The sequence below is a fragment of the Psychrobacter lutiphocae DSM 21542 genome, from assembly GCF_000382145.1.
GTDB lineage: Bacteria > Pseudomonadota > Gammaproteobacteria > Pseudomonadales > Moraxellaceae > Psychrobacter > Psychrobacter lutiphocae.
Map to the genome: position 1 here is coordinate 1 of NZ_KB907665.1, position 22,601 is coordinate 22,601.

18 protein-coding genes and 1 other RNA gene are annotated in these 22,601 nt (G+C 41.1%); 9 read left to right on the forward strand and 10 right to left on the reverse strand.

The genetic code is table 11. From position 1 onward, the window contains the following. The 4 genes from H140_RS14660 to H140_RS0112210 all read right to left on the reverse strand — a co-directional run. Positions 1–226: hypothetical protein (locus tag H140_RS14660; RefSeq protein ID WP_026349107.1), on the reverse strand; the 226-nt coding region annotated here is incomplete at its 3' end. Between the two features lie 37 nt (positions 227–263). Then, entirely contained in the window at positions 264–1,634 is a 1,371-nt protein-coding gene (accC, locus tag H140_RS0112200; RefSeq protein WP_019673943.1) for an acetyl-CoA carboxylase biotin carboxylase subunit, read from the reverse strand. A 15-nt stretch (positions 1,635–1,649) separates the two neighbouring features. After that, complete coding sequence (accB, locus tag H140_RS0112205) at positions 1,650–2,072, reverse strand: acetyl-CoA carboxylase biotin carboxyl carrier protein (RefSeq protein WP_019673944.1); 423 nt, start codon at positions 2,070–2,072, stop codon at positions 1,650–1,652. Between the two features lie 299 nt (positions 2,073–2,371). Further along, positions 2,372–3,733: an MATE family efflux transporter gene (locus H140_RS0112210; RefSeq protein WP_019673945.1), complete on the reverse strand. Its 1,362-nt coding sequence runs from the start codon at positions 3,731–3,733 to the stop codon at positions 2,372–2,374. Between the two features lie 300 nt (positions 3,734–4,033). Between H140_RS0112210 and hemW the strand changes: the two genes are divergently transcribed. The 4 genes from hemW (at position 4,034) to H140_RS0112230 (ending at position 9,306) form a co-directional block, all read left to right on the forward strand. Beyond that, positions 4,034–5,350 (forward strand): radical SAM family heme chaperone HemW, encoded by a 1,317-nt coding sequence (gene hemW / locus H140_RS0112215; RefSeq protein WP_019673946.1) that lies wholly within the window; start codon positions 4,034–4,036, stop codon positions 5,348–5,350. A gap of 64 nt (positions 5,351–5,414) precedes the next feature. After that, entirely contained in the window at positions 5,415–7,013 is a 1,599-nt protein-coding gene (gene glpK / locus H140_RS0112220; protein WP_019673947.1) for a glycerol kinase GlpK, read from the forward strand. A 205-nt stretch (positions 7,014–7,218) separates the two neighbouring features. Further along, the gene (locus H140_RS0112225) at positions 7,219–8,244 is read left to right on the forward strand and encodes an endonuclease/exonuclease/phosphatase family protein (protein WP_019673948.1); all 1,026 of its coding nucleotides are present in this window, start codon (positions 7,219–7,221) and stop codon (positions 8,242–8,244) included. Between the two features lie 351 nt (positions 8,245–8,595). After that, complete coding sequence (locus tag H140_RS0112230) at positions 8,596–9,306, forward strand: TetR/AcrR family transcriptional regulator (protein ID WP_019673949.1); 711 nt, start codon at positions 8,596–8,598, stop codon at positions 9,304–9,306. A gap of 136 nt (positions 9,307–9,442) precedes the next feature. Here the strand turns inward: H140_RS0112230 and H140_RS0112235 are convergent, their stop codons facing one another. Next, positions 9,443–11,398, reverse strand: a complete 1,956-nt coding sequence (locus H140_RS0112235; protein WP_019673950.1) for a TonB-dependent receptor plug domain-containing protein — start codon at positions 11,396–11,398, stop codon at positions 9,443–9,445. A gap of 312 nt (positions 11,399–11,710) precedes the next feature. Between H140_RS0112235 and H140_RS0112240 the strand changes: the two genes are divergently transcribed. Continuing rightward, positions 11,711–13,444, forward strand: coding sequence for a mechanosensitive ion channel family protein (locus H140_RS0112240; RefSeq protein ID WP_019673951.1), 1,734 nt, complete (start codon positions 11,711–11,713; stop codon positions 13,442–13,444). 307 nt (positions 13,445–13,751) lie between these two features. On the opposite strand, the gene H140_RS0112245 is transcribed toward H140_RS0112240, so the two are convergent. The 4 genes from H140_RS0112245 to H140_RS0112260 all read right to left on the reverse strand — a co-directional run bounded on the left by H140_RS0112245 (position 13,752) and on the right by H140_RS0112260 (position 17,245). After that, positions 13,752–14,474 carry a Smr/MutS family protein gene (locus tag H140_RS0112245; protein WP_019673952.1) on the reverse strand — a complete coding sequence of 241 codons (723 nt, stop codon included), beginning with the start codon at positions 14,472–14,474 and terminating at the stop codon, positions 13,752–13,754. 48 nt (positions 14,475–14,522) lie between these two features. Then, positions 14,523–15,386 carry an indole-3-glycerol phosphate synthase TrpC gene (trpC, locus tag H140_RS0112250; RefSeq protein WP_019673953.1) on the reverse strand — a complete coding sequence of 288 codons (864 nt, stop codon included), beginning with the start codon at positions 15,384–15,386 and terminating at the stop codon, positions 14,523–14,525. Positions 15,387–15,461: 75 nt separating this feature from the next. After that, the gene (trpD, locus tag H140_RS0112255) at positions 15,462–16,577 is read right to left on the reverse strand and encodes an anthranilate phosphoribosyltransferase (RefSeq protein ID WP_019673954.1); all 1,116 of its coding nucleotides are present in this window, start codon (positions 16,575–16,577) and stop codon (positions 15,462–15,464) included. 83 nt (positions 16,578–16,660) lie between these two features. Beyond that, positions 16,661–17,245 carry an anthranilate synthase component II gene (locus H140_RS0112260; protein ID WP_019673955.1) on the reverse strand — a complete coding sequence of 195 codons (585 nt, stop codon included), beginning with the start codon at positions 17,243–17,245 and terminating at the stop codon, positions 16,661–16,663. A 905-nt stretch (positions 17,246–18,150) separates the two neighbouring features. Between H140_RS0112260 and glnA the strand changes: the two genes are divergently transcribed. Continuing rightward, positions 18,151–19,560 carry a type I glutamate--ammonia ligase gene (gene glnA, locus H140_RS0112265; protein ID WP_019673956.1) on the forward strand — a complete coding sequence of 470 codons (1,410 nt, stop codon included), beginning with the start codon at positions 18,151–18,153 and terminating at the stop codon, positions 19,558–19,560. A 91-nt stretch (positions 19,561–19,651) separates the two neighbouring features. On the opposite strand, the gene H140_RS0112270 is transcribed toward glnA, so the two are convergent. Continuing rightward, positions 19,652–20,377 carry an SIMPL domain-containing protein gene (locus H140_RS0112270; RefSeq protein WP_019673957.1) on the reverse strand — a complete coding sequence of 242 codons (726 nt, stop codon included), beginning with the start codon at positions 20,375–20,377 and terminating at the stop codon, positions 19,652–19,654. 247 nt (positions 20,378–20,624) lie between these two features. Between H140_RS0112270 and ffs the strand changes: the two genes are divergently transcribed. The 3 genes from ffs to H140_RS16145 all read left to right on the forward strand — a co-directional run. After that, positions 20,625–20,721, forward strand: an RNA gene (gene ffs, locus H140_RS15650) — signal recognition particle sRNA small type. 343 nt (positions 20,722–21,064) lie between these two features. After that, positions 21,065–22,258 (forward strand): CinA family nicotinamide mononucleotide deamidase-related protein, encoded by a 1,194-nt coding sequence (locus H140_RS0112275; RefSeq protein WP_019673958.1) that lies wholly within the window; start codon positions 21,065–21,067, stop codon positions 22,256–22,258. A gap of 154 nt (positions 22,259–22,412) precedes the next feature. Continuing rightward, positions 22,413–22,601, forward strand: a 189-nt coding sequence (locus H140_RS16145) for a hypothetical protein (protein WP_156819186.1), incomplete at its 3' end; no start/stop codon positions are given.

Consider the following 22,601-nt stretch of genomic DNA (forward strand, 5'->3'; position numbering starts at 1 on the left):
TGTCGTAGATGCTTTTAAGACCATATAGCCAGTAGTGCTTTCTGATGATACCTATGCTTTGAGGATGATAGCCAAAGTCTTTACCTATGCCTTCTAAGGATTTGTTTTGACTGAGTTGATGTAATATAAGCAGTTTGACCCGTGCTCTTGGTTTAGATTCAACTTTTGATAGCTTCAGAAAGTCGTGATCACTTAACTTATGATTTCTAGGCGTTATTTTTGGCATACTGGCGTCGTAATAGTAAATAATAATTTATTATATATTATTTCTTGGAATTGGTATAACTTTCAGGCTCTGTTGCTAATAGACACCGTTCCAAATAATGGATGTTTTGTGCCTGTGAGGTAAAGCTAGGATCTTGCAAAATAACATCTCTATGTAGTGGAATATTGGTTTTCACACCTTCAATAATTAATTCATCTAACGCGTGTAGCGTCTTGGCAATCGCTTGTTCACGGGTTTGACCATGACAGATTAACTTACCAATTAACGAGTCATAATAAGAGGGAATGGTGTAGCCAGGATAAAGATGTGAGTCAAAGCGTACGCCTGATCCACTGGGGATAAAGTATTGAGTCACTTTGCCAGGGGAGGGTGCAAAGGTCTTTGGATCTTCAGCATTAATACGGCACTCTATCGCATGACCATGAACACTGATTTCATTTTGACGATATGATAAGCCATAGCCAGCGGCAATTTTAAGCTGTTCGACGACGACATCAATACCGGTAATCATTTCGGTGATAGGGTGTTCAACCTGCACTCGAGTATTCATTTCAATAAAATAAAAATTACCATCTTCAAACAAAAACTCAAAGGTACCAGCACCACGATAGCCTATATTTTCAGATGCCCTAACGCAGGCTTGTAGGATAGGCTCACGGATATCTTCTGGAATATCTGGTGCAGGTGCTTCTTCAAATACCTTTTGGTGGCGGCGTTGTAGTGAGCAGTCTCTATCATATAAATGAATGGCATTGCCATTACCATCGCCTAAAATTTGCACTTCAATATGGCGTGGGTTTTGTAGATAACGTTCCATATAAACACTGTCATCTCCAAACCAAAGCTCAGCTTCTTGTTTGGCAGCTTGTACTTGTCCATTAAGCTGTTCAAAGCGATCTACGATGCGCATTCCACGACCACCCCCTCCTGATGCTGCTTTAATCAGTAGTGGAAAGCCAATGTTTTTGGCCTGCTCTTCAGCATTATTTAAGGTAACAGTACCCACAGAGCCTGGTACTGTGGGTACGCCTGCTTGTTTCATGGCGTTAATTGCAGAAACTTTGTTGCCCATCAAGCGGATATGATCAGGATGTGGACCGACAAAAGTAATACCTGCTTCTTCAACGGCTTCTGCAAACTCAGCATTTTCTGCCAAAAATCCATAGCCTGGATGAATGGCGTCACTGCTGGTGATCTCAGCGGCAGTAATAATAGCGGCGATATTTAAATAGCTTTGATTGGCATTAGGTTTCCCAATGCACACAGCCTCATCGACAAAGCGCAGATGCATCAAGTCTTCGTCAGCAGTGGAGTAGACACCAACGGTCTTGATGCCTAGCTGCTTGCAGGCACGCACAATGCGTAGAGCAATTTCGCCACGGTTGGCAATAAGCATTTTTTTTATCATTAAGGTGCCTATATCTTAGCTTTTATAACGAATGACGGGTTGACCAAATTGAACCACGTCACCATTTTCTACTAAAATGGCATCAATAATGCCGCTTTGAGTAGCTTCTAGTGGATTCATGATTTTCATGGCTTCGATAATACCTAGGGTATCGCCTGCTTGTACTTTTTGCCCAGGCATGACAAAAGGTGGATCATTAGGGCTAGGGGCGACATAAAACACTCCAACCATGGGCGAGGTTTCGACACTGCCTGGATGCACCGCTTCCACTGCGGTTGTTTCTGGCATGTAGGTTGCGCCTGCTGGCATTATTGATGGGATCGGGGTGTTATAGTGTCGAGTCAGACTGACACTATCTTCTCCATTTTTAATCTCAAGATTAACAAGGTCTTTCTCTTCCATTAGCTCAATGAGCGTCCGAATTTTTTCTATGTCCATACGGTTGCCTACCGGTTATTCTAAAAATTATGAATTATATTGTAACAAATTTTTTCATCTTTGATGAGTCTAAATTGATGTAATTCGGTTTCAGCTTCCAAAAATGAGATGGCTAATTTTATAAATCCAGCTCTTTCAGTATACAACTGTTTTCTAAATTATTGTAATCATAGGTTTAAATTAAGTGTTAAGTCAATCAAAATAAAAATAAATTTTTATTAAAAAAAATAAAAAAATTAAAAACGTTAAAGAATTTCACAAAAAAGTCCAAAAAAAGGCGAAAAAAACTGTTTTTCGTACTAAAACTGTAATACTTGGCGTTGACGATAAACTAAGCGTAAGGTCAATAATATTGAAGCTAGTGTCAAGCCTGTCACCAGTGCAATCCAAAATCCTTTTGCTCCTGTGTCGGTAAAGCGTACTAGATACGTGCCTAACGGTAAGGCTACCAACCAATAACAAAATAAAGTAATCCACATTGGTATCTTGGTATCTTGCATGCCACGTAAGATACCAGCAATATTGACTTGCCAACTGTCAACGAGTTGATAAGCAATGGCAAACAGCAATAAGAACATAGCTTGTGCTTTTACTTGCGGATTGTCGGTAAAGGCGTTGGCTAGATTTTCTCTAAATAGCCAGACTCCTAGCATGCTGCACAGGGCAATCATCACCGCCCAAATTAGCCCAGTAGTTTGTACTTGCCGCAACGCAAACCAGTTTTTCTCACCAAAACGATTAGATACCATAATTGTCAGCCCCATTGCTACTGACATGGGTACCATAAATAACTGTGAAGTGACGGCCAAAGCCACTTGATGGGAGGCAACCGCAATTGCACCAAGGGGGCTTATCACAATCGAGGCAAGGCTAAACAAGCTGGCTTCAAAAAAGATAGAGATACCAATGGGCACGCCCAAACGAAACAGTTTGCTAATCTGCTGCTTATCTGGTCGACCAAAGTTGTGGAAAAATCGAGTAGCAACAAAACTTTTGTTTTTTGAAAAATATAAATAAGTTGCCAACAAGATAACGTTAATCCATAGCACACAAGCAGTTGCTAACCCACAGCCAGCACCCCCTAAGGCGGGCATGCCATACAGTCCATGAATAAAGATGTAGTTAATCGGGATATTAATGAGCAGACCGATAATACTAATAACGGTGACTGGCTCTGGACGACTTAATGCCTCGCAATAGCTACGTAACACCGCATAGCAGGCGATGGCAGGAAAGCCGAATGCCACAAAACGTAAGTACATGGATGCTTTTGGCTGAATGTCTTCAGGGACACCCATAGCCCCTAAGATATTGGGGGTCAGTGACACCACCACCAATCCGATAAGACCAATCATCAAAGCCGCCCAGATTGATTGTTGCGCAATATGTGGTACATCTTGCGGACGCTGCTGTCCTATTTTTTCCCCAATCAAGGGCGTGGTGGCGATTAATGTGCCGGTAGCCAGTAAGAATAATGGCAGCCAGACACCGGAGCCAATAGAGACAGCTGCCAAATCCAGTGCAGACACCCCACCTGCCATAATGGCATCGACCACACCCAAAGCAGCTTGGCTAAACTGAGTGATCAAGATGGGAAAGACGAGGGTGCCTAGGCGTAAGCTGTATTGTTTAAAGTCTTGAAATGATAAATTAGGCAACATAAGACAACTTCTTTTTTGTTAACTTATTTTTTTGTTTTGGTATTTTTGCATTTTGTGTTAGTTAAGCACGTATAATACAATGTCCAACTTAAATGCCAATGTCCAACTTAAATGCCAATGTCCAACTTAAATGCCCTAAATTTTGCACATGTCATACACAACTACTTATATTTTATATTAATATTGAAGAATTGATATCTCATTACCAGTGTTATGGATTTTGCCTATCACATAATTTGCCTATCACATAAAAGGCAAGACTATACCATTATCTGTCACCAAGTATAAGACCCTATCTTTATGCCCTTATTGTTTCAACCTTCATTAATCCAACTAACTGACATTCCTTTAGCTTTGTATATTCACATTCCGTGGTGTGTTAAAAAGTGCCCTTATTGTGACTTTAATTCTCATACCCTACCAACTTTTGATATGCAAGCCAGCACAAAGCAAAGTGAGGGCTCACACAAATTGTCAGCTACTTTGTTTGCCGACTATGTGGATGCGCTAATAGCAGATATCGATTCGCAATTGCCTTTGTTACAAGGGCGAGAGATTACCTCAATTTTTATCGGAGGTGGCACACCATCATTGCTACCGATTGAGCAGTATCAACGTTTGTTTGCCCATCTAAAGCAGGTATTGCCATTAGCTGCTGATATAGAGGTGACGATGGAGGCCAATCCTGGTACCTTAGAGCATGCCCCTTTTGCTCAATATCTGGCGGTCGGGATTAATCGTTTGTCTCTAGGTGTGCAAAGCTTTGCTGACAGTAAGCTAAAGGCGCTAGGACGTATTCATAATGCCAAGCAAGCACAGAAAGCCATCCTAGTGGCCAAAAAAGTGGGATTTAAGCGCATCAATGTTGACTTAATGCATGGGCTACCACAACAGACAGTGGCAGAAGCATTAACAGATATTCGCTTAGCGCATCAGGCTGGGGCGACGCATATTTCATGGTATCAGTTAACCATTGAGCCAAATACGGTGTTTTATCGTAATACACCTGTCTTGCCAGATGATGACAATTTGGCCGAAATTGAAGCACAAGGAAGTCAGCTATTATCCGAACTGGGCTATCGCAATTACGAGGTTTCTGCTTGGGTGAGTGCGCAAGATATAGGCAGTCGTCATAATATTAACTATTGGCAGTTTGGTGATTATTTGGCAATCGGGGCAGGCGCTCATGGCAAAATAACCATTGCGCAGACTGGTGACGACAAAGCTGAAGAACCAGAAACCATAGAAAATAATATAGAAGATATCGAAGCACCAGAAGGGCTGGATATTCAGCGTCTACAAACCGGTATTTACCGCTTTAGCAAGACCAGATTGCCAAAAGATTATATACAGTATCATCATTATCCAAAAATGGTTGGGTTTGCCCCCATTGCTGACGATGATATCAGCGGTGAATTTATGCTTAATGCATTACGGTTGACTCAGGGCATTTCGTATCGTGTATATAGTGCGAGAACGGGGTTGGCCGTAAGCGATATTGTACCCATAATTCACAAGTTACAGCAGCAAGGGTTGTTAGTTGATAAGGCGGACTGGATTGAGCCGACTGCGCTAGGTCGCCGTTATTTAAATCAAATGCTATATGCTTTTTTATAACCCTTAGATTATCGCTTGAAAGTTAAAAATTAAAAGTTACTCATATTGAAATAAGGAAGCAACCATGGCCGGTTATATCTTAGCTTTGGATCAAGGCACTACCTCAAGTCGCGCCATCATCTATGATGACAAGGCTCAGCCGATTCAGATATCACAACAGCCAACTACCTTGATGACCCCCAAGGCTGGATATGTCGAGCAAGATGCGATGCAAATTTGGCACACTCAAATAAGCTGCGCCCATGATGCCATTAACCAAGCTGGATTATTAGCGACCGATATCTCAAGCCTTGCCATCACCAATCAGCGTGAAACCATCGTGTTTTGGGACAAGCGTACTGGTAAGCCGTTAGCGCCTGCCATTATCTGGCAAGATAGACGCTCAGATAGCTGGTGTCAACAGCTGCAACAACGACAACTCCCAGATTTGAATATAAGTATGCAGCAGTATGTACAGCAGATCACTGGACTGCGTATAGATCCTTATTTTAGTGCCAGTAAAATAGTATGGATGCTTGAAAATCATCCAAATTTACAGGATAGGGCACAGCGTGGCGAGGTGGCGGTGGGCACCATAGATAGCTGGCTGATGTTTAAGCTGACTGGTGGAGAGCATGTGATAGACATTAGCAATGCGTCACGTACTTTAATGTATGATATTAATAAGTTGGCTTGGTCTGATGAGCTGTTGGACAGCTTTGGTATCTGCAAGCAAATGCTGCCAAAAGTACTGCCTTCTGATGGCGACTTTGGCAAAACCAAAAAAGGACTGTTTGCCAAACAAATCCCCATTCAAGCGGTACTGGGCGACCAGCAAGCAGCTTTGTTTGGGCAAGGCTGTGTGTCTGAAGGAATGGCAAAAAACACCTATGGTACGGGCTGCTTTATGCTTATGAATATCGGCAATGAAGTACAATTAAGCCAACACCAGCTATTAACAACCGTGGGCTGGCGACGTCGCTTACACAATCAACAACGGCTACCAAACCAAATTGAACATCCGTCTTTATCCAAATTGGTAAAGTCTGGTCAGCGTATCCTAAATCCTGGCAAACGTGAAGTGACTTATGCGCTAGAGGGCAGTGTATTTATGGCTGGTGCTATTGTGCAATGGCTGCGTGATAACCTAGGACTGTTTCATAAGTCACAAGATGTGGAGCGACTGGCAAAAGAAGTAGCCAGCAGTGAAGAGGTGGTCTTGGTACCCGCCTTTACTGGCTTGGGTGCGCCATATTGGCGCTCAGACATTACCGCCAGTATCTTTGGTATGACTCGAGGCAGTACCAAAGCACATATTGCACGTGCAGCATTAGAGTCGATTGCGTATCAGACTTATGATGTGCTGACTGCGATGCAAAAAGACAGCCCAGCGCCACTGACAGAGCTTAGGGTCGATGGTGGCGCATCCAATAACAACTTATTGATGCAGTTTCAGGCAGATATGCTCGGTGTGCCTGTATTGCGGCCCAAAGACACTGAGATTACCGCCAAAGGGGTAGCCTTGCTGGCAGGCATTAACGCTGGACTCTATGATGAAACCACCATAGATAATTCTTGGCATTTGGACAGATGCTTTGATCCAAGTATGTCGGAAGATGAGCGTGAGCAGCATCTGTATAAGTGGCATCAAGCGATTAGCAAGACATTACAATCGTTCACCTAGGGGCTATTTTTTGCCAATATGTTTTTGCCCATATGTTGTGACGTTTTATCAAACAACAGCTGCAACTGAGAATAATTAAGCGTCAAAAACCTCCCTGCATATTGTCTAAAAATAATCACAGCCAGTTCCAGTTTTGAATATTCACCCGACCCAAATTAACCCTAACAAGCTTCAAGACGTCATCTAACTTTGGAATAACAACAATATGAGCAACCATCATAGAAGCAGTCAAGATAAAGAGTTTACAGTAGCGACCAGTAATTTACTTAACTTGGCGTTACCAGGACGTCTTTATTATGAAAATATGCCGGCTGCAACCGAGGCTGAGTATCAACGTAAGCTTGCAGGTCTGGCTAATTTGATGACGAATGCCAATGCTGATATTTATGCAGTACAAGAGGTGTGGGATGAGCAGGCGCTGCAAGATTTGGCTATTAGGCTAGGTTTTGAGCGTTCACAAGTATTGGCACCGCAAGCCAGTAATGATTCGACAAGCCAGTTGACCTTGGGAAAGGGGGCACAAGGTACACCAGCGGTAGGCATACTCTCTAAATTCAAGGTACTAGACTGGCAATTGCTCACTGACTTTGACCCCTTGGCGGTGGTAGATATTCCAGATATGGGACGCTATGAAAGATTTAATCGTCCGCCTTTAGTGGTAACTTTGGAGGTATATGGTCAGCCCATCACCTTTGTGACAGCGCATCTAAAAAGTAAACGCCCTCAGTACTTGCGTGATGATCAGGGCAATCGTTTGGAAGATTATAATGAGCCAAAGGTTCGTGTACGTGCCAAGCTGCGTAGCTTGTGCATGCGAGGGGCAGAAGCGGCAGCGTTACGTATCTTTATGATAGATATTTTGCGCAATACCAACCATCCATTAATACTATTGGGTGATATGAATGATGTTACTGATAGCGTCACCACACAGTTGTTAGCAGAAACCAGTGAGGTTGTTTATGATAAATCAATGCGTGATGTGGCCTTATTCGATGCTGCTCGGATACAAGTCAGCTATGGCTGGACACGCAGTGTGGCTTATACACATTTGTATCAGGGGATGCCTGAGGTGATAGATCAGTTGTTTGTGTCAGAGGAGTTTTTGGTCGATAGTAAGTTTTCTCTTGGTGTGGTGAAGCAAGTTGATTACTTTAATGACCATCTAAAAAAAGAGTATGACAACCGATTCTCAGATCATGGTATTGTAAGAGCGAAAATAAAGTTAAAATAAAAGACATGAGGATATGAAGACGTAAAAATAATCCAAGGAACTATTAATCCAATCCAAGGAGCTATTAATCCAATCCAAGGAGCTATTAATCCAATCCAAGGAGCTATTAATCCAATCCAAGGAGCAATTAATCCAGTCCAAGGAACTATTATAGACAAACAAACAACTACAAAGAAAGTCAAATAGGGTAAAAAGATCAATTGATAAGCAAGTCATATAATAAACTTTTAGGTATAACTTTAGTTTTGCATTTGTAATGGAATACTGTCATATTAATAACATACAGTAAGTGATAGATTAATGAAAACTTAGATAAAAAAAGAAAGCAAACTAGAAGAAGAGACCAACGCTATGCCAGATAGATATGATGGCTTAATTCAAGATATTTTAGTAGATTCAGAACTTGCTAAAATCCTTGTCCCGAATAAATTTAAGTATACCAGCAAGCAAGGTCGAGCACGCCGTCAAAAGCTGTTACTTAGTGCCAAAAAACTTAGTGAAACCAAGGATGTGGGTGATATTAGTCTTGCTGATGTCTGTGAAGATGCTGATATTCCGCGTGCTTCTGCGTATCACTTTTTTCCAAATGTCGAGTCTATCTTTTTGGCATTGCGTTTTTTAAATTATATTGAAACTTATCAAAATTTAGAAAAAATAGTAGTTGCTGATTATAAGCAATGGGATGGGTATATAGAGAAGGTACTGCTTCAATCTGCTGATTTGTTTAATAAAGATAGCACCAAAAGTAAGCTGATGTATGGCACCAATAGTCCCGACTTTGACAGCGGTGATTATGATGAAAAGGTCGATATCAATATGGTGCAAATGATTACAGAGAAGATCGCCACTTATTATGATGTGTCTGACTATCCAGAGCTAGAGGTTAAGTTGCTGATTGCTTATAACTTAGCGCATAGTATATTTGCTCTGTCCTATAAGCAGCGAGGTAAAATTACGCCTGCTATGCAAAAAGAAGCGGTAATAGCTTGCCTAGCCTATTTGCGCAGTTATTTACCAGAAAAGCTAAACAAGCTGCCTGAGAAGTTAAATAAGCGCAAATAAGCAGCATATAACATACATATAAAGTATATATATTAAAGACACAGCCATAAAAAAAGCTACTCATTGAGTAGCTTTTTTTATTTGAGTTACCCTAAAGCCAGTTTAAGGTAAGGAATTAACACATAAAGAGTTTAGCCTATTTCCAAGTATAGGTTAATGAGGTAAAGAAGTTGGTACCGTCATCTGTGCTATACCCTGGAATGGTGACATACTTTTTGTTAAATACGTTATTTAAGCGCGCTGCTAACGATAAGTTTGGCGTTAGCTGATAGTTGCCGCTGATATTAAATAAGTTGTAGTCGTCAACCTTGGTTGTGTTCGAGGCATTGGCGTAGTATTTGCCCACATACTGATATTCAGCACGAAGATCAAGGTCAGCCAATTGATAACCAACATAAACCATTGCTTTGTCTTTTGGGCGATTGGTTAAGTAGTTGTCATGATTAGGTTTGCTACGACCGCTATTATTCTTGGCTTTTTGATAGTCATAACTAAAGCCAAATAAGTAATCATCAATGTTCCAGTCCGAGGTTAAGGTAATGCCTTTAATTTTTGCCTCATCAACATTCTCTGTTCTGCCACTTAACCAGTTACCGTTGGCATCAAACTGAGAAACATAACTAAGTAGCTTGTCAGCTTTGTTATGATAGCCTGTTAAGCGGGTTGATTGCAGTAATGTATCGTATTCAATGAAGGCTTCGTAGTTGTCACTGGTTTCAGGTGCTAAGTTTGGATTTTCTGAACCTGGCCAGTATAGGTCATTAAAAGTCGGCACTCGGTAGCCTTTGGCATAGTTGACACCAACACGAAAATCAGGGGTAAAGCGGTAAGCAGCGCCTAGGTTATAGGTGGTTTTGTCATCAAATTTTGAGTAGTCATCATAACGGACGTTGGCTTGCACATCGATGTTATTATATGAGGCAACATAGCCCAAAAAGCCACTGCTAACTTTACGATCATCGTCACGATACTCACTGGTATCGAGCTTTTGCTTTAAGTACTCTGCACCATAGATAGCTTTACCAAAAGGTAGGGCATGCTGACCTATTAAGCTAATCTGATCTTGCTTAGTATCATAATGACTATTAAAGGTTGGGTTATCAGACTTATCGATTGAGTGACCATAGGCCAATTTGATATTTGAGCCTGGTGCATAGCGCCAGTCAGCATAGGCTTGAGCAGCGCCATTTTTTTGTTTGGATTTGGTATTGTCCTTGCCAATAGTTGGACCATTATCAAACTCTGTTTCTGAGTCACTATATAGACCGCTGACACCAACACTAAACTCATTATTAATCTTTTGATCTAAACGTAAGCTAAAGTTGTTGCTTTCAAAACCGTCATCATCGCTATTGTAATATGAGTAAGGATTGCCAGGATCTGGTAATAGGGCGCTATGTCCTTTGGTCTCATTACGACTAGCGCCAAGGCTTAAACTGGTACCTTGCTCATTATGAAACTGTGCTGATGCGCCATAGAGGTAGTGATCATTAGTGCCTGCACCTAGGGTAATAGCCAATTGATTTTGATCAATAGCCTGACCTTTGGTGAATACTTGAATCACACCACCCATCGCATCCGCACCATAAATACTACTACCAGATGCGCCATATAGCACCTCGATACGATCTATTTGATCAGCAGGTAATAAGCCCAGTGCTGTACCACCAGCACTGAGTGAGCTGTAACGCACACCATCAATTAGAACTAAAATTTGTTTGTTATCATAACCACGCACATAGAAGTTGCTGGTCGTCCCCATGCCACCATTTTGAATAAAGTTAAAACCTGGTTGGCGTTTAATCACATCTAATGCAGTTTGACCCTGAAAATGCTGTAACGCCTCACTGTCAATAACCCGAGTCTGAGCAATGGTGTTATTAATTGCTGTCGGAGTACGGGTTGCGGTTACCGTAATGGCTGGCAAGGTCACACGTGGCATCTGCTGGGTGTTGTCATTTGTCTCAGCTGCAACGGCAGGAGCACAGGCAACGGCTGTGGCGAACACAGCACTCACTGCTTTGCCAAGAGGGCGAGGGTAGGTTGAGGCCGTAAACAAGCTTGTGTATAAATGACTATAATGGGTATTCATAAACTTACCTAGAAGTGAAAAAGTTAACAGTTAAGAAATAATAGCGTATTATCGCTTAAATAGTCTTAAAATAAACTTCATTTAGACGATTTTTCCTCATGTTTTCCTTAGTTATTTTCAATGTGCTAGTAACCGTTGGTAAGGTGAGGCATTTGTATGGTTATCAATAGGCAACTTATCTTATAAGGAATGATAGTTCTTGCACTCATTGTTTACTGCTACATGTTACAATTAATCTATTTTTTACACTTAATCTATTTTTTACCTAATCTACCTTAATCACAAAACATACTGATCAAAAAAACTGCACCTATGACAACAAATCAGATGATAAAGACAGCCGACTCTAAACTACAAGCACTAGGTTCTAAGCAACAGATACAAGGCATCTTGTTTGTTGTCACTGCAATGCTATTAAGTATTTTTTTATTGCTACATCCTATGGCTGCTCAAGCAGAAGATCCTGACGCTACTGCTCAAAACATAGTGTCTGAAGAAGAAGTCATCGACCCTTTTGGGCGTCAAACTCCCAGAAGTACGGTGCAAGGCTTTATTAAGGCTTTGTCAGAGAATAATGCGTCGTTAGCATCGAATTATTTAAACCTGACCACAGGGGAGAACCCGATTGAGGTGGTGCGCCAAGTCAAGTTGGCGTTAGATACAGGAGGGCGGTTAAACGCTGAATTACAAATCAGTAATTCACCATCAGGCGATCTGGCAGATCAATTGCCACCGAATTTAGAAAAAGTCGGTACCATCACTACTCAAGGTCATGTGATAGATATCATATTGGTACGAAAAACCACCGCAGAGGGTAGCAAATATTGGCAAATTTCCCGTAAAACCTTGCAAGCCATTAAAGGCTCGAATATTGCGGCCAAGACCACCATTGTCGATAAATACTCGCTTAAGCCGCTACAAAATAAAACCATCGGTGGTTATGGTGTGGCGGATATGTTTGCGGTATTTATCTTGGTGCTATTTTGTATCGCTGTCTCTTATATCTTTGTTGGTTTGTTATATTTATTCTTAAAAAGTTACTACCCAAAAGTACGTAAAAAGCCCTTACCAGCAGATACGAAGGTGTTGCTGCCACTAGCTTTAGTGGTGACCTCACTGATTTTGTATGAAGTGATGGTATATGCTGGTGTGTCGGTGACGGTGCGTGAACCAGTAAACCGTATCAAAGATATTGTTGGTTGGTTTGCTTCTACTTGGCTGCTGTTGCGTATTGTCGATGCGGTATTTCATCGTGCAGAGCGTCAGAGCTATAAGCGAAATCAGACCGAAAGAGTGTCCATTTTAAGCTTGTTACACAAGATCATTAAGACTTTGTTGCTTATATTGGCCAGTATTTTTGTCTTTGGGAACTTAGGATTTGACTTAACCACAGGGATAGCAGCACTGGGTGTGGGTGGTTTGGCGCTGGCTCTTGGTGCTCAAAAAATGATCGAGAACCTAGTTGGTAGTGTTGTTGTTGTCGCTGATCAGCCAGTACGTGTGGGTGATTATTGTAAATTTGGTGAGCTTGAAGGTACGGTCATTGATATCGGTATTCGCTCAACCCGCCTTCGTACTCTAAACCGAACCATAGTAACCGTGCCTAACGGTGATTTTTCATCAATGTCGATTGAAAACTTTGCGTCACGTGATATGTTTCACTTTTTGCATAATATTTATATCAAGCGCAATGTTGCTGCTGCAGAGCTTGAGAAGTTTTTGGTAGAAATGGAGGAGTTTCTGGTTGCGCATAAGTTAACTAACTCTGAATGGACACAGGTTAGAATATCTGAGTTGCGCCAAGACTCGATGGTGATTGAGTTCCGAGCCTATATTTATGCCAGTGGGGCAGATGAGTTTTATGATAAGCAAACGCAGTTGCTAATTGATATTCTAAAAGAAATTGAAAAATATCCAGTAGAGCATGCGCTTGAAACACAGCGTATGGTTATTGAAACGGCCAGCTCAAGTAATGCAGATCCTGCCAGTAATGTATTTACAAAGCCAGGGTCAGAGTCATCACAAACGCCAGATACCAATATTTAAACGGCTCCAGTATCTAAACAGCTTTAGTGTGCTATTTTGGCATCATAAATTGAGCCATAGTAGACATAAAAAAAGAACAAGACTTAAATCTTGTTCTTTTTTTTGATTTGTCTGCTTTGAAGTTAATACTAAAATTAACCGTCAAAACCTATAAAGTTAAAAGATTGGGGATTTTTGCGATGCTTATTGATAGTCCATCCCCAGCCCTTCCTTTGGAAAAAGAAGGGAGTCAAACCTTGCATAAGCCATATCTATACTTTTCTAACTCAAGACAGGTATATTTAACTCAAGACAGGTATATTTTAGTCTAAACTTTATTCTTTTTTAATAGCACCAATACCGCACCATTGCCACCATCTTTTGGTGGTGCAGAGCAAAAGCCCAAGACTTCAGGTAATTGACGCAGCCATCCGTTCACACAGGTCTTTAATATGGCATCTGAGCCTTTACCATGCACAATTTTGACCACAGTTTCATTGTTGGTTTTGGCTTGTGCAATTAAGGTGGTCATGGCTTCACGTGCTTCATCAATGGTACAGCCATGGATGTCGACCGCATCATACCAGCGCAGTTTGCCTTGCTTTAACTGATTGAATACCTTGTTTTGTAAAGTCGGGGTTTTGTAGATTAAGTAAGCATCACCACTGACAGGGTTTAATAAGGCTTGCATGTCTGACAAGCCAGAGCCTAAGCTATCGGCTTCTTCGCCTTGGGCAGCCGCACGTTTTGATAAGGTAGCTGCATCGAGCTTATTTACTTTAGGTTTACTAATTTCTGAGATGGTATTGTTGTCTTTAATTGGTTGTACACCCGCCATGGCTTGCATAAACAGTACTTTGTCATCATCAATATGTTCACTATCAAGCTGTTTGACGGTTTTTTCAACTTGTTTTTTGGTGGGTAGTGCCACTGGGTCTGCTGGTTTTTCATTCAGTGGGTTGGTTGGGTCTGTGGCACGACCTTTGCTCAATTCACTTTTTAGGTCTTTGAGCTGTTGTTGCATTTCTTTAGAAAATAGCGAGTTTGCCATAATAAAAACTACCTTTTTTAATGTGTATTGACTTATTTATTTAGTCTGCTATTTGGTTAAGCTATTGAGTAGATTTTCCAGCGTCTGTCCTGGATGATCAGTTTTCATAAATTGTTCACCAATTAAGAAGCAGTGAATATCATTATTTAACATTAGCTGCATATCTTCACTGCTATGAATACCACTTTCGGTGACCAAAAGTCGTGTTTGAGCTGAATCCTGGGGAGGCTGGCTGTCAAGTACTGCTTTTAGCTTAATAGAAGTTTGCAAGTCGGTATTAAAGGTATTCAAATCTCGATTGTTAATACCAATGATATTATGTGGTGAGTCAGCCAGTTGTAGTGCACGCTCAAGTTCATGTTGTGTATGGACTTCAATGAGCACATCAAGGCCAAGCTCACAGGCGATATGATGCAGCTTTTGCAAGGTGGGCTGATCTAAACAGGCGACAATCAATAAAATACAATCTGCCCCGAGTAGATAAGACTCATATATTTGATAAGGATCAATCATAAAGTCTTTACGTAATACTGGCAGATCACAGGCAGCTTTTGCTTGTTGCATATACTGACTATGTCCTTGAAAGTACTGCTCATCAGTTAATACGGATAAACAAGCTGCCCCTGCTTGCTGATACTGAGCTGCAATGGCATCAGGCTGAAAGCTTTTAGCGATAATGCCTTTTGACGGTGAGGCTTTTTTGACCTCAGCAATAATGGCTGGCTGTCCTGCTTGCTGTTTGGTAATAAGTGCTTGAGCAAAGCCTCGCCTTGGCGTTGAGCCAGAAGCAAATAGTTGTTCAGCCTCTGCTTTTATAGTCACTATATCTTTTGTTGCCTTGGCTTGTGCGACTTCTTGTTGTTTGGTAGTTACAATTTTTTGTAAGATTGAAGGAATGGTATCTTGGGTCATAATCGGCTCATTAATAAAATAAATCGGTTTATTATAGGACTGACACAGAAGCGACGGGTGTGGTATAAGTCACAACTAGTTAGCGCTAAAAGACTGAGTGAACTCAGCCAGTTGCTGCATTTTCTTTAATCCATCGCCACGTTGGATAATAGTTTGTGCCTGATTTACCCCATTGGGTAAGTTGCTGGCAAGCCCAGAGACATAAATGGCAGCACCAGCGTTTAATGCAATCATATCACGGGCTTTATTAACCACAGTCTGAGGGATGCCAAAGTCATTGCTGTCTTTACCAGATAGCGCCGCTTGGATCAGTTGTAAGCTTTTTGTGGAAGAGTTAACTTCTAAGCCGACTAAGGTTTGTGAATCAATACCAGCGTCTTCTGGATAGATATCATAGACAGTCACCTCACCATTTTTTAGCTCGGCTACTTTGGTGCTGGTAGCCAGACTGATTTCGTCAAGACGATCTTTGGAGCCTACTACCATAACATGCTCTGCCCCTAGGTTTTTTAACACATGGGCCAGAGGCTCGCACAAGGTATCAGTAAAGACACCAATAACTGAGTTTTTGACTCCAGCAGGATTGGTTAAAGGTCCTAGAATATTGAAAATAGTGCGTACTTTTAAGGCACGGCGTACGGGAATGGCGTATTTCATCGCAGTGTGATGGTTTGGTGCGAATAAGAAGCCAACCCCCTTTTGTTCGATACACTGACGCGCTTGGTCTAAGCTGATATTTAGATCTATTCCTGCCTTTTCAAGTAGATCAGAGCTACCAGACTTCGATGAAACACCGCGGTTACCATGTTTAGCCACAGTAGCCCCTGCCGCCGCCGCTACAAAAGCCGATGCAGTAGATACATTAAATAAGTTACTGCCATCACCGCCAGTACCGACTATATCCACTAAGTTATGACACCCTTTAGGTTCAATTTTTAGGGCAAAATCTAGCATAACACTGGCTGAAGCGGTGATTTCGTCAATGGACTCACTTTTCATATTCAGGCCAGTTAATAATGCACCCATCATGGCATCAGGACAACGCCCATCCATGATAATGGTCATGATTTGACGCATTTCTTGTTGGGTCAAGTCAATTCGCCGTACTATTCGTGCCAAGGCGGTAGTTAGAATGTCATGAATTTGATCATCAGTTAAGCTTGCGGTTCTTAAAGGGGTATCATTTGTCATAGTGTTATAAACTTTTTTTATTGAGATGTGTTTTGAATTAAAGGTCATATATTTAGGTTTGTCAATTTAATACTGATTGGGGCTTATTGCAAGTTGCTTAAATTATATGCAACTAAAAAGTTAGCAAACAACTGTAATCCAGCATCGCTTAAAATTGACTCTGGGTGGAATTGGACGCCTTCAATGGGTAAGTATCTGTGACGTATAGCCATGACTTCCTGTGCTTGAGTCCAGCCAGTTACCTGTAATTCTTTTGGTAGGCTGTCGCTGTCAACTATCAATGAGTGGTAGCGAGTGAAGCGGGCAGGGTTAGGTAGATCTTTGAAAACGCCTTGTTGAGCATGATAAATCTGGGAGGTGCGGCCATGCATCACTTGGGGAGCAGAGACTATGCGTGCGCCAAAGGCTTGGGCAATGGCTTGATGACCTAAGCAAATGCCTAATAAGGGCACTTTATCCGCAAAATGCTCGATACATTTCAAAGTAATACCAGCTTGTTCGGGTCTACCAGGTCCTGGACCGAGCACAATAGCCGTTGGCTGAAGGGCGGTGATGTCTGCTAGACTAACGTTGTCATTGGTACAGACCTGAACGGTGACATTAAGCTGTTGCAGATATTGCATGATATTATAAGTAAAGCTATCGTAATTATCTAAAAGTAAAATCATAGCGAATGTCTGTCATCATATTTTAAGGCTGAGCTCAAAGCTAGCGTGCTTTATTGATTAAAGTGAGTAGTTTACCCCAAATTTAGCGCTGGGTTGGTTGTTGTTCGTTGCAGATAGGTATTCCCTCTATTAACAGTTAATTTAATTAGAAGTAGCGCTCACTTTTAGAAGTAGCGCTCACTTTTAATTAGAAGTGGTGTTTACTTGGTTTGATGCATTCGCTTTGTTTTACAGATAGGTTTAGCAAAAAATGCACTAAAATAGAAAGTGCATGATATATATGCACATGAATGGTGCATTAATAATGTAGTTTTCTATATTTTGCACTATTTTGGAATGTTTTCTTAGGTAAGCCCAGTTGTAACCCCTTAAATCTGATATATCGGGACGATATCTGATATATATTTTACCGATTTAGTCGAATCAAGGGCTGCTGTTAGATTTATAGTGGATTTCACTTATGGCTTTAATCGGTTTTGTAATAGCCGCTGCGTAACCAGTCGCAACAGTTTTTTGGAATAATTATAAAATAATTATAAAGCTGGCATATGATTTGCAATATTTAACCCATCAACTAGATTAAAGGTGGCGCGAATTTAATAAGACCTAGATATATATTTATGACAGTTGTTGTTTGATTTTAAACAGCTTGATTGTAAAATTAATACTAGGATTTTAAACAGCTGTCACCTATACTGGATATTTAAAGAATTCAGAATGATGTACTTGCTTGGACAACGCAATAGCTATCACTTCTTATCACGCAATAATATATTTATAACGTCAGTAAGTAGCGCAATCAGTTATAACGTAATAAACCTAAGTGCAACATTTTTTTAAAACCAGTTTCGCTTATAACCCCCTTCACAAACTTTATTTGTGAGCAATTAATGGAGAGGCATATCATGTCAAACAAACTATTTGATCTTATCAATGAATCTGGCGCAAAATGGGTAGATTTTCGGTTTACTGATACCCGCGGTAAAGAGCAGCATATTAGCTACCCAGCATCTACAATTGATGAAGATGTGTTAGAAGATGGTAAAATGTTCGATGGATCATCAGTAGCAGGTTGGAAGGGCATTGAAGCTTCTGACATGATTTTACGTCCAGATCCAGAAACCGCATTTGTCGATCCATTCTTTGAAGCAACGACCGTAGTAGTTACCTGTGATATCATCGAGCCAACGACGATGCAAGGCTATGATCGTGACCCACGCTCTATCGCACGTCGTGCTGAAGAGTATTTAAAATCAACTGGTATCGGTGATACTGCCTTCTTTGGCCCAGAACCAGAATTCTTTGTATTTGATGATGTAAAATGGTCTGTTGACATGTCAGGTGCACGTCACCGCATTACTGCTGAAGAAGCTGCTTGGTCAACTGACAATGATTATGAGTGGGGCAATATGGCTCACCGTCCACGTGTAAAAGGTGGCTACTTTCCAGTACCTCCAGTAGATAGCTCACAAGATTTGCGTTCAGTAATGTGTCAGCGTTTAGAAGATATCATGGGTCCAGATCGTGTTGAGGTACATCACCACGAAGTAGCATCATGTCAGTCAGAGATCGGTGTTTCTTTCAACACTATGGTTCGTAAAGCGGACGAAGTTCAGCAGTTCAAATACGTAGTACACAATGTAGCACATCAGTTTGGCAAAACTGCAACCTTTATGCCAAAACCAATCGTAGGTGATAACGGCTCTGGTATGCACGTGCATATGTCAATCTCCAAAGATGGTGTCAACACCTTCGCTGGTGATGAATATGCTGGTCTTTCAGAAACCGCTCTTTATTACATTGGCGGTATCATCAAACACGCTCGAGCCCTGAATGCCATTGTAAACCCATCAACAAATAGCTACAAGCGTCTAGTCCCACATTATGAAGCACCTATCATGCTAGCTTACTCAGCTCGTAACCGTTCAGCGTCTATCCGTATTCCATACGTAAGCTCGCCTAAAGGTGTTCGTGTTGAAGCTCGCTTCCCAGATCCAACAGCGAACCCATACTTAGCCTTTGCTGCTTTATTGATGGCTGGCCTTGACGGTATCCAGAATAAGATTCATCCTGGTGATGCCGCTGATAAGAACCTTTATGACTTACCTCCTGAAGAAGAAAACTCAATCCCAACAGTGGCTGAAAACTTAGAAGTTGCTCTCCAAGCATTAAAAGATGACCATGAGTTTTTATTAAAAGGGGATGTGTTCACAAAAGGTATGTTGGATGCCTTTATTGAGCTAAAAGAAGAAGAAGTACGCCGTTTAAATACGACTGTTCATCCAGTTGAGTTTGATATGTATTATAGCCTGTAAGCTACACAGTCATTAAAAATAGCATACCTTACACAAAAGCCTCGATTCAATATCGAGGCTTTTAGTTTTTAATATTGGGATAGTTATGTTCTTATTGCATCCAAGGAAGTAGCTCAATGGTGCCGCTGGCAGTGACACTAAGACGAGTATTGCCACCTTCGAAGTTTTGAGAAGGCACACCGCTTTTTGCAGAAGCATCACGCATCATCATTATTGGACGAGGTTGGTAGCCACCATTGGTATTAATTGATACATTAATCACTTGATAACCACTCATATCCCAAGTTTCAGTCAAAGATTTGGCTTGTTGCTTAAAGTCCAATGATGCTTTTTTAATCAGCTCTTTTTCAACTTGATCTTGTTTGTTTTCTGATACGCCAAATTGAATATTTTGTATAACTAGATTTTGTTGTAAGGTAGCAATCAGCTCACTGGTGCTGGCAAAATCATTGCTTTTTAAGTTAATACTGACACTGCCTGTCCAGCCAGTGATTTCATTATCTTTATTGTATTTAGGGTAAGTATGTTGTGTGCCTGTGGTAGCGATGACATTTGGATAACCTTTTGCGGTAGTTAGCGCTTGGTCGATGGCCGTATTTAACTCGGTTGCCAATTGTTTTGGAGAGTTGGCCTGCACCTGCTTGTACAAGGTAGCAGTGATTTCATCATTTTCGACCTCTTGACTGGCATCAACACTGAAGCTAATTTGATTGTATCCTGTGGGTTCAGCTTGTGCATTTAATGACAGTAGCGCCACCGAGCCAAGCGTGACAATGAAGCTCACCTTATTTAGTTTTTGCATGACAGATGTGGTCATTGAAATATCCTTAATTAAATTGGTATCACGATAAAAGTTGCCAAAAGTCTAGCAACTCTCAGCCTTGTTGTAAGTGCAAGACTTGTGAAAAATGTTACACAATCTTAGGTAGGTTGAGCCTTGCTTAAACATAGCTTGAAAGTTACCCTGAGTCAGCGAGTCAGCGGTTTGGAATAAGTGCAAGGTTAAATTCTCGAATCTGCTTGAAAATATGAAAACTTTAGGTATAATACGTGCTTGGTAACCTCATTGGTAGCCTCGCAACAATGTACTATGAACCCCGCCAGGACCGGAAGGTAGCAACGGTAGTAGATACAGTGTGTGCCGAGGATGTGCTAGTGGGGTTATCTTTTTTTTGCCCAAAATTTATCGTAGGCTTTATATCAAGGCTTATATATCAAAGCTTGTCACATTAGCAGTGGCAAGCTTTTTTTGATTAAAAATAATATACGCAACCTCACTCTCAACTTATTATAACCCAATGTAAGCTAGTGCTTTTAGCTCAGCAACACGTATTCTTTAACCAAACATGCTGGACTAAAGCCATAGCCTTGTACGCAAAGAGTTGGGAGTGAGTTATACGAAATAAAAAACCAGAAACTACAACCAGTAACTACAAGTTGTCACTTATTGTAAAGTATAATCATATACAGGCCCTAAAAGCGTAATAATAAAAAGGTGATAAACATGAAAGCTGAAGTTATCGCAGTAGGAACTGAAATCTTACTTGGTCAAATCATCAATACCAATGCACAATATATGGCAGAGGAGTTAGCAGATTTAGGCGTAGATTTATATTTCCAAGGCGTAGTGGGTGATAACCTAGCTCGGGTTAAAGAAGCATTAAGCATAGCAAGCAAGCGCTCTGATTTAGTAGTTTGTTGTGGTGGGCTTGGTCCAACAGAGGACGATCTTACCAAAGATGCTGTCGCTGAATTTACTGGATCAAAACTGGTGATTGATAAAGAAGCAGAAGCCAAGATTATTGACTTATTTAAAGACAGAAACCCTTCTTTACTCACTGCAAATAAGCGACAGGCCAATATGATAGCGGGTAGCCGTTTATTAAAAAATGACGTTGGCTTGGCAGTCGGTTTTTTACACCAGTATCAAGGTACTTATTACGCTGTGCTACCTGGACCGCCGAGAGAAATGAAATATATGTTCGAGCATGAGCTTAAACCGATGCTTGATGACATTTTAGGCAAGCGAACCAAACTGTATTCTAAGTATCTAAAATTTGGTGATATTGGTGAGTCTAGCGTCGCTGATACTCTAAAAGACTTGATCAGCAATCAAGGTAAGGTGTCGATTGCCCCTTATGCCAATATTGGTGAGGTAACCGTACGCTTATCAGTAAAAGCGCATTCAGAGGCTGAAGCAGAGTCTAATTTTGCAAGGGTAGTAAGTGAGATTAAGCAACGCTTGGCAGAGCATTTATACAGCGAAAATAATGACAGTTTAGAGCAAGTGCTTGGACGCCAACAAATCGCAAACTTTGGTATATTTGAAGTCAATACTACTGGCTATCTAGCACACAGGGCGCTACATTATGATGATGGCAATGATAATGTACAGCTTAGTACTATTAAGCGGATGCAACCACCGCTAGATAAAGCACAAGTCGAGAGCAGCTTCACCCAGTTTCTTGAGCAAGGGGCGCTGACCAATGCCATAGGCTTATTTCACTGCCATGATCTACCTTCAGCTAGAAGTGCTTCTGGTAAAACTACCAAGAAGTTTTATATTGGCTTATGCGTGGCTGGCAAGATATCAGTGATAGAGCGTGACTTTATTGGTGATCGTCATGCAGTACATATCAGAGCAGCCAAAACAGCGATGTTTTTGTTTTTAAAGGCGTTAGAAGCGAGTGGTAAATAAACGAGTGGTAAATAAACGAGTGGTAAATAAAATTGGTAATAGCTGACAGTTAGAAGACGGGCAGGTGATGACGTAAGTCGGTGAGTAGGTGATAGTTATACCAATTCCAAGAAATAATATATAATAAATTATTATTTACTATTACGACGCCAGTATGCCAAAAATAACGCCTAGAAATCATAAGTTAAGCGATCACGACTTTCTGAAGCTATCAAAAGTTGAATCTAAACCAAGAGCACGGGTCAAACTGCTTATATTACATCAACTCAGTCAAAACAAATCCTTAGAAGGCATAGGTAAAGACTTTGGCTATCATCCTCAAAGCATAGGTATCATCAGAAAG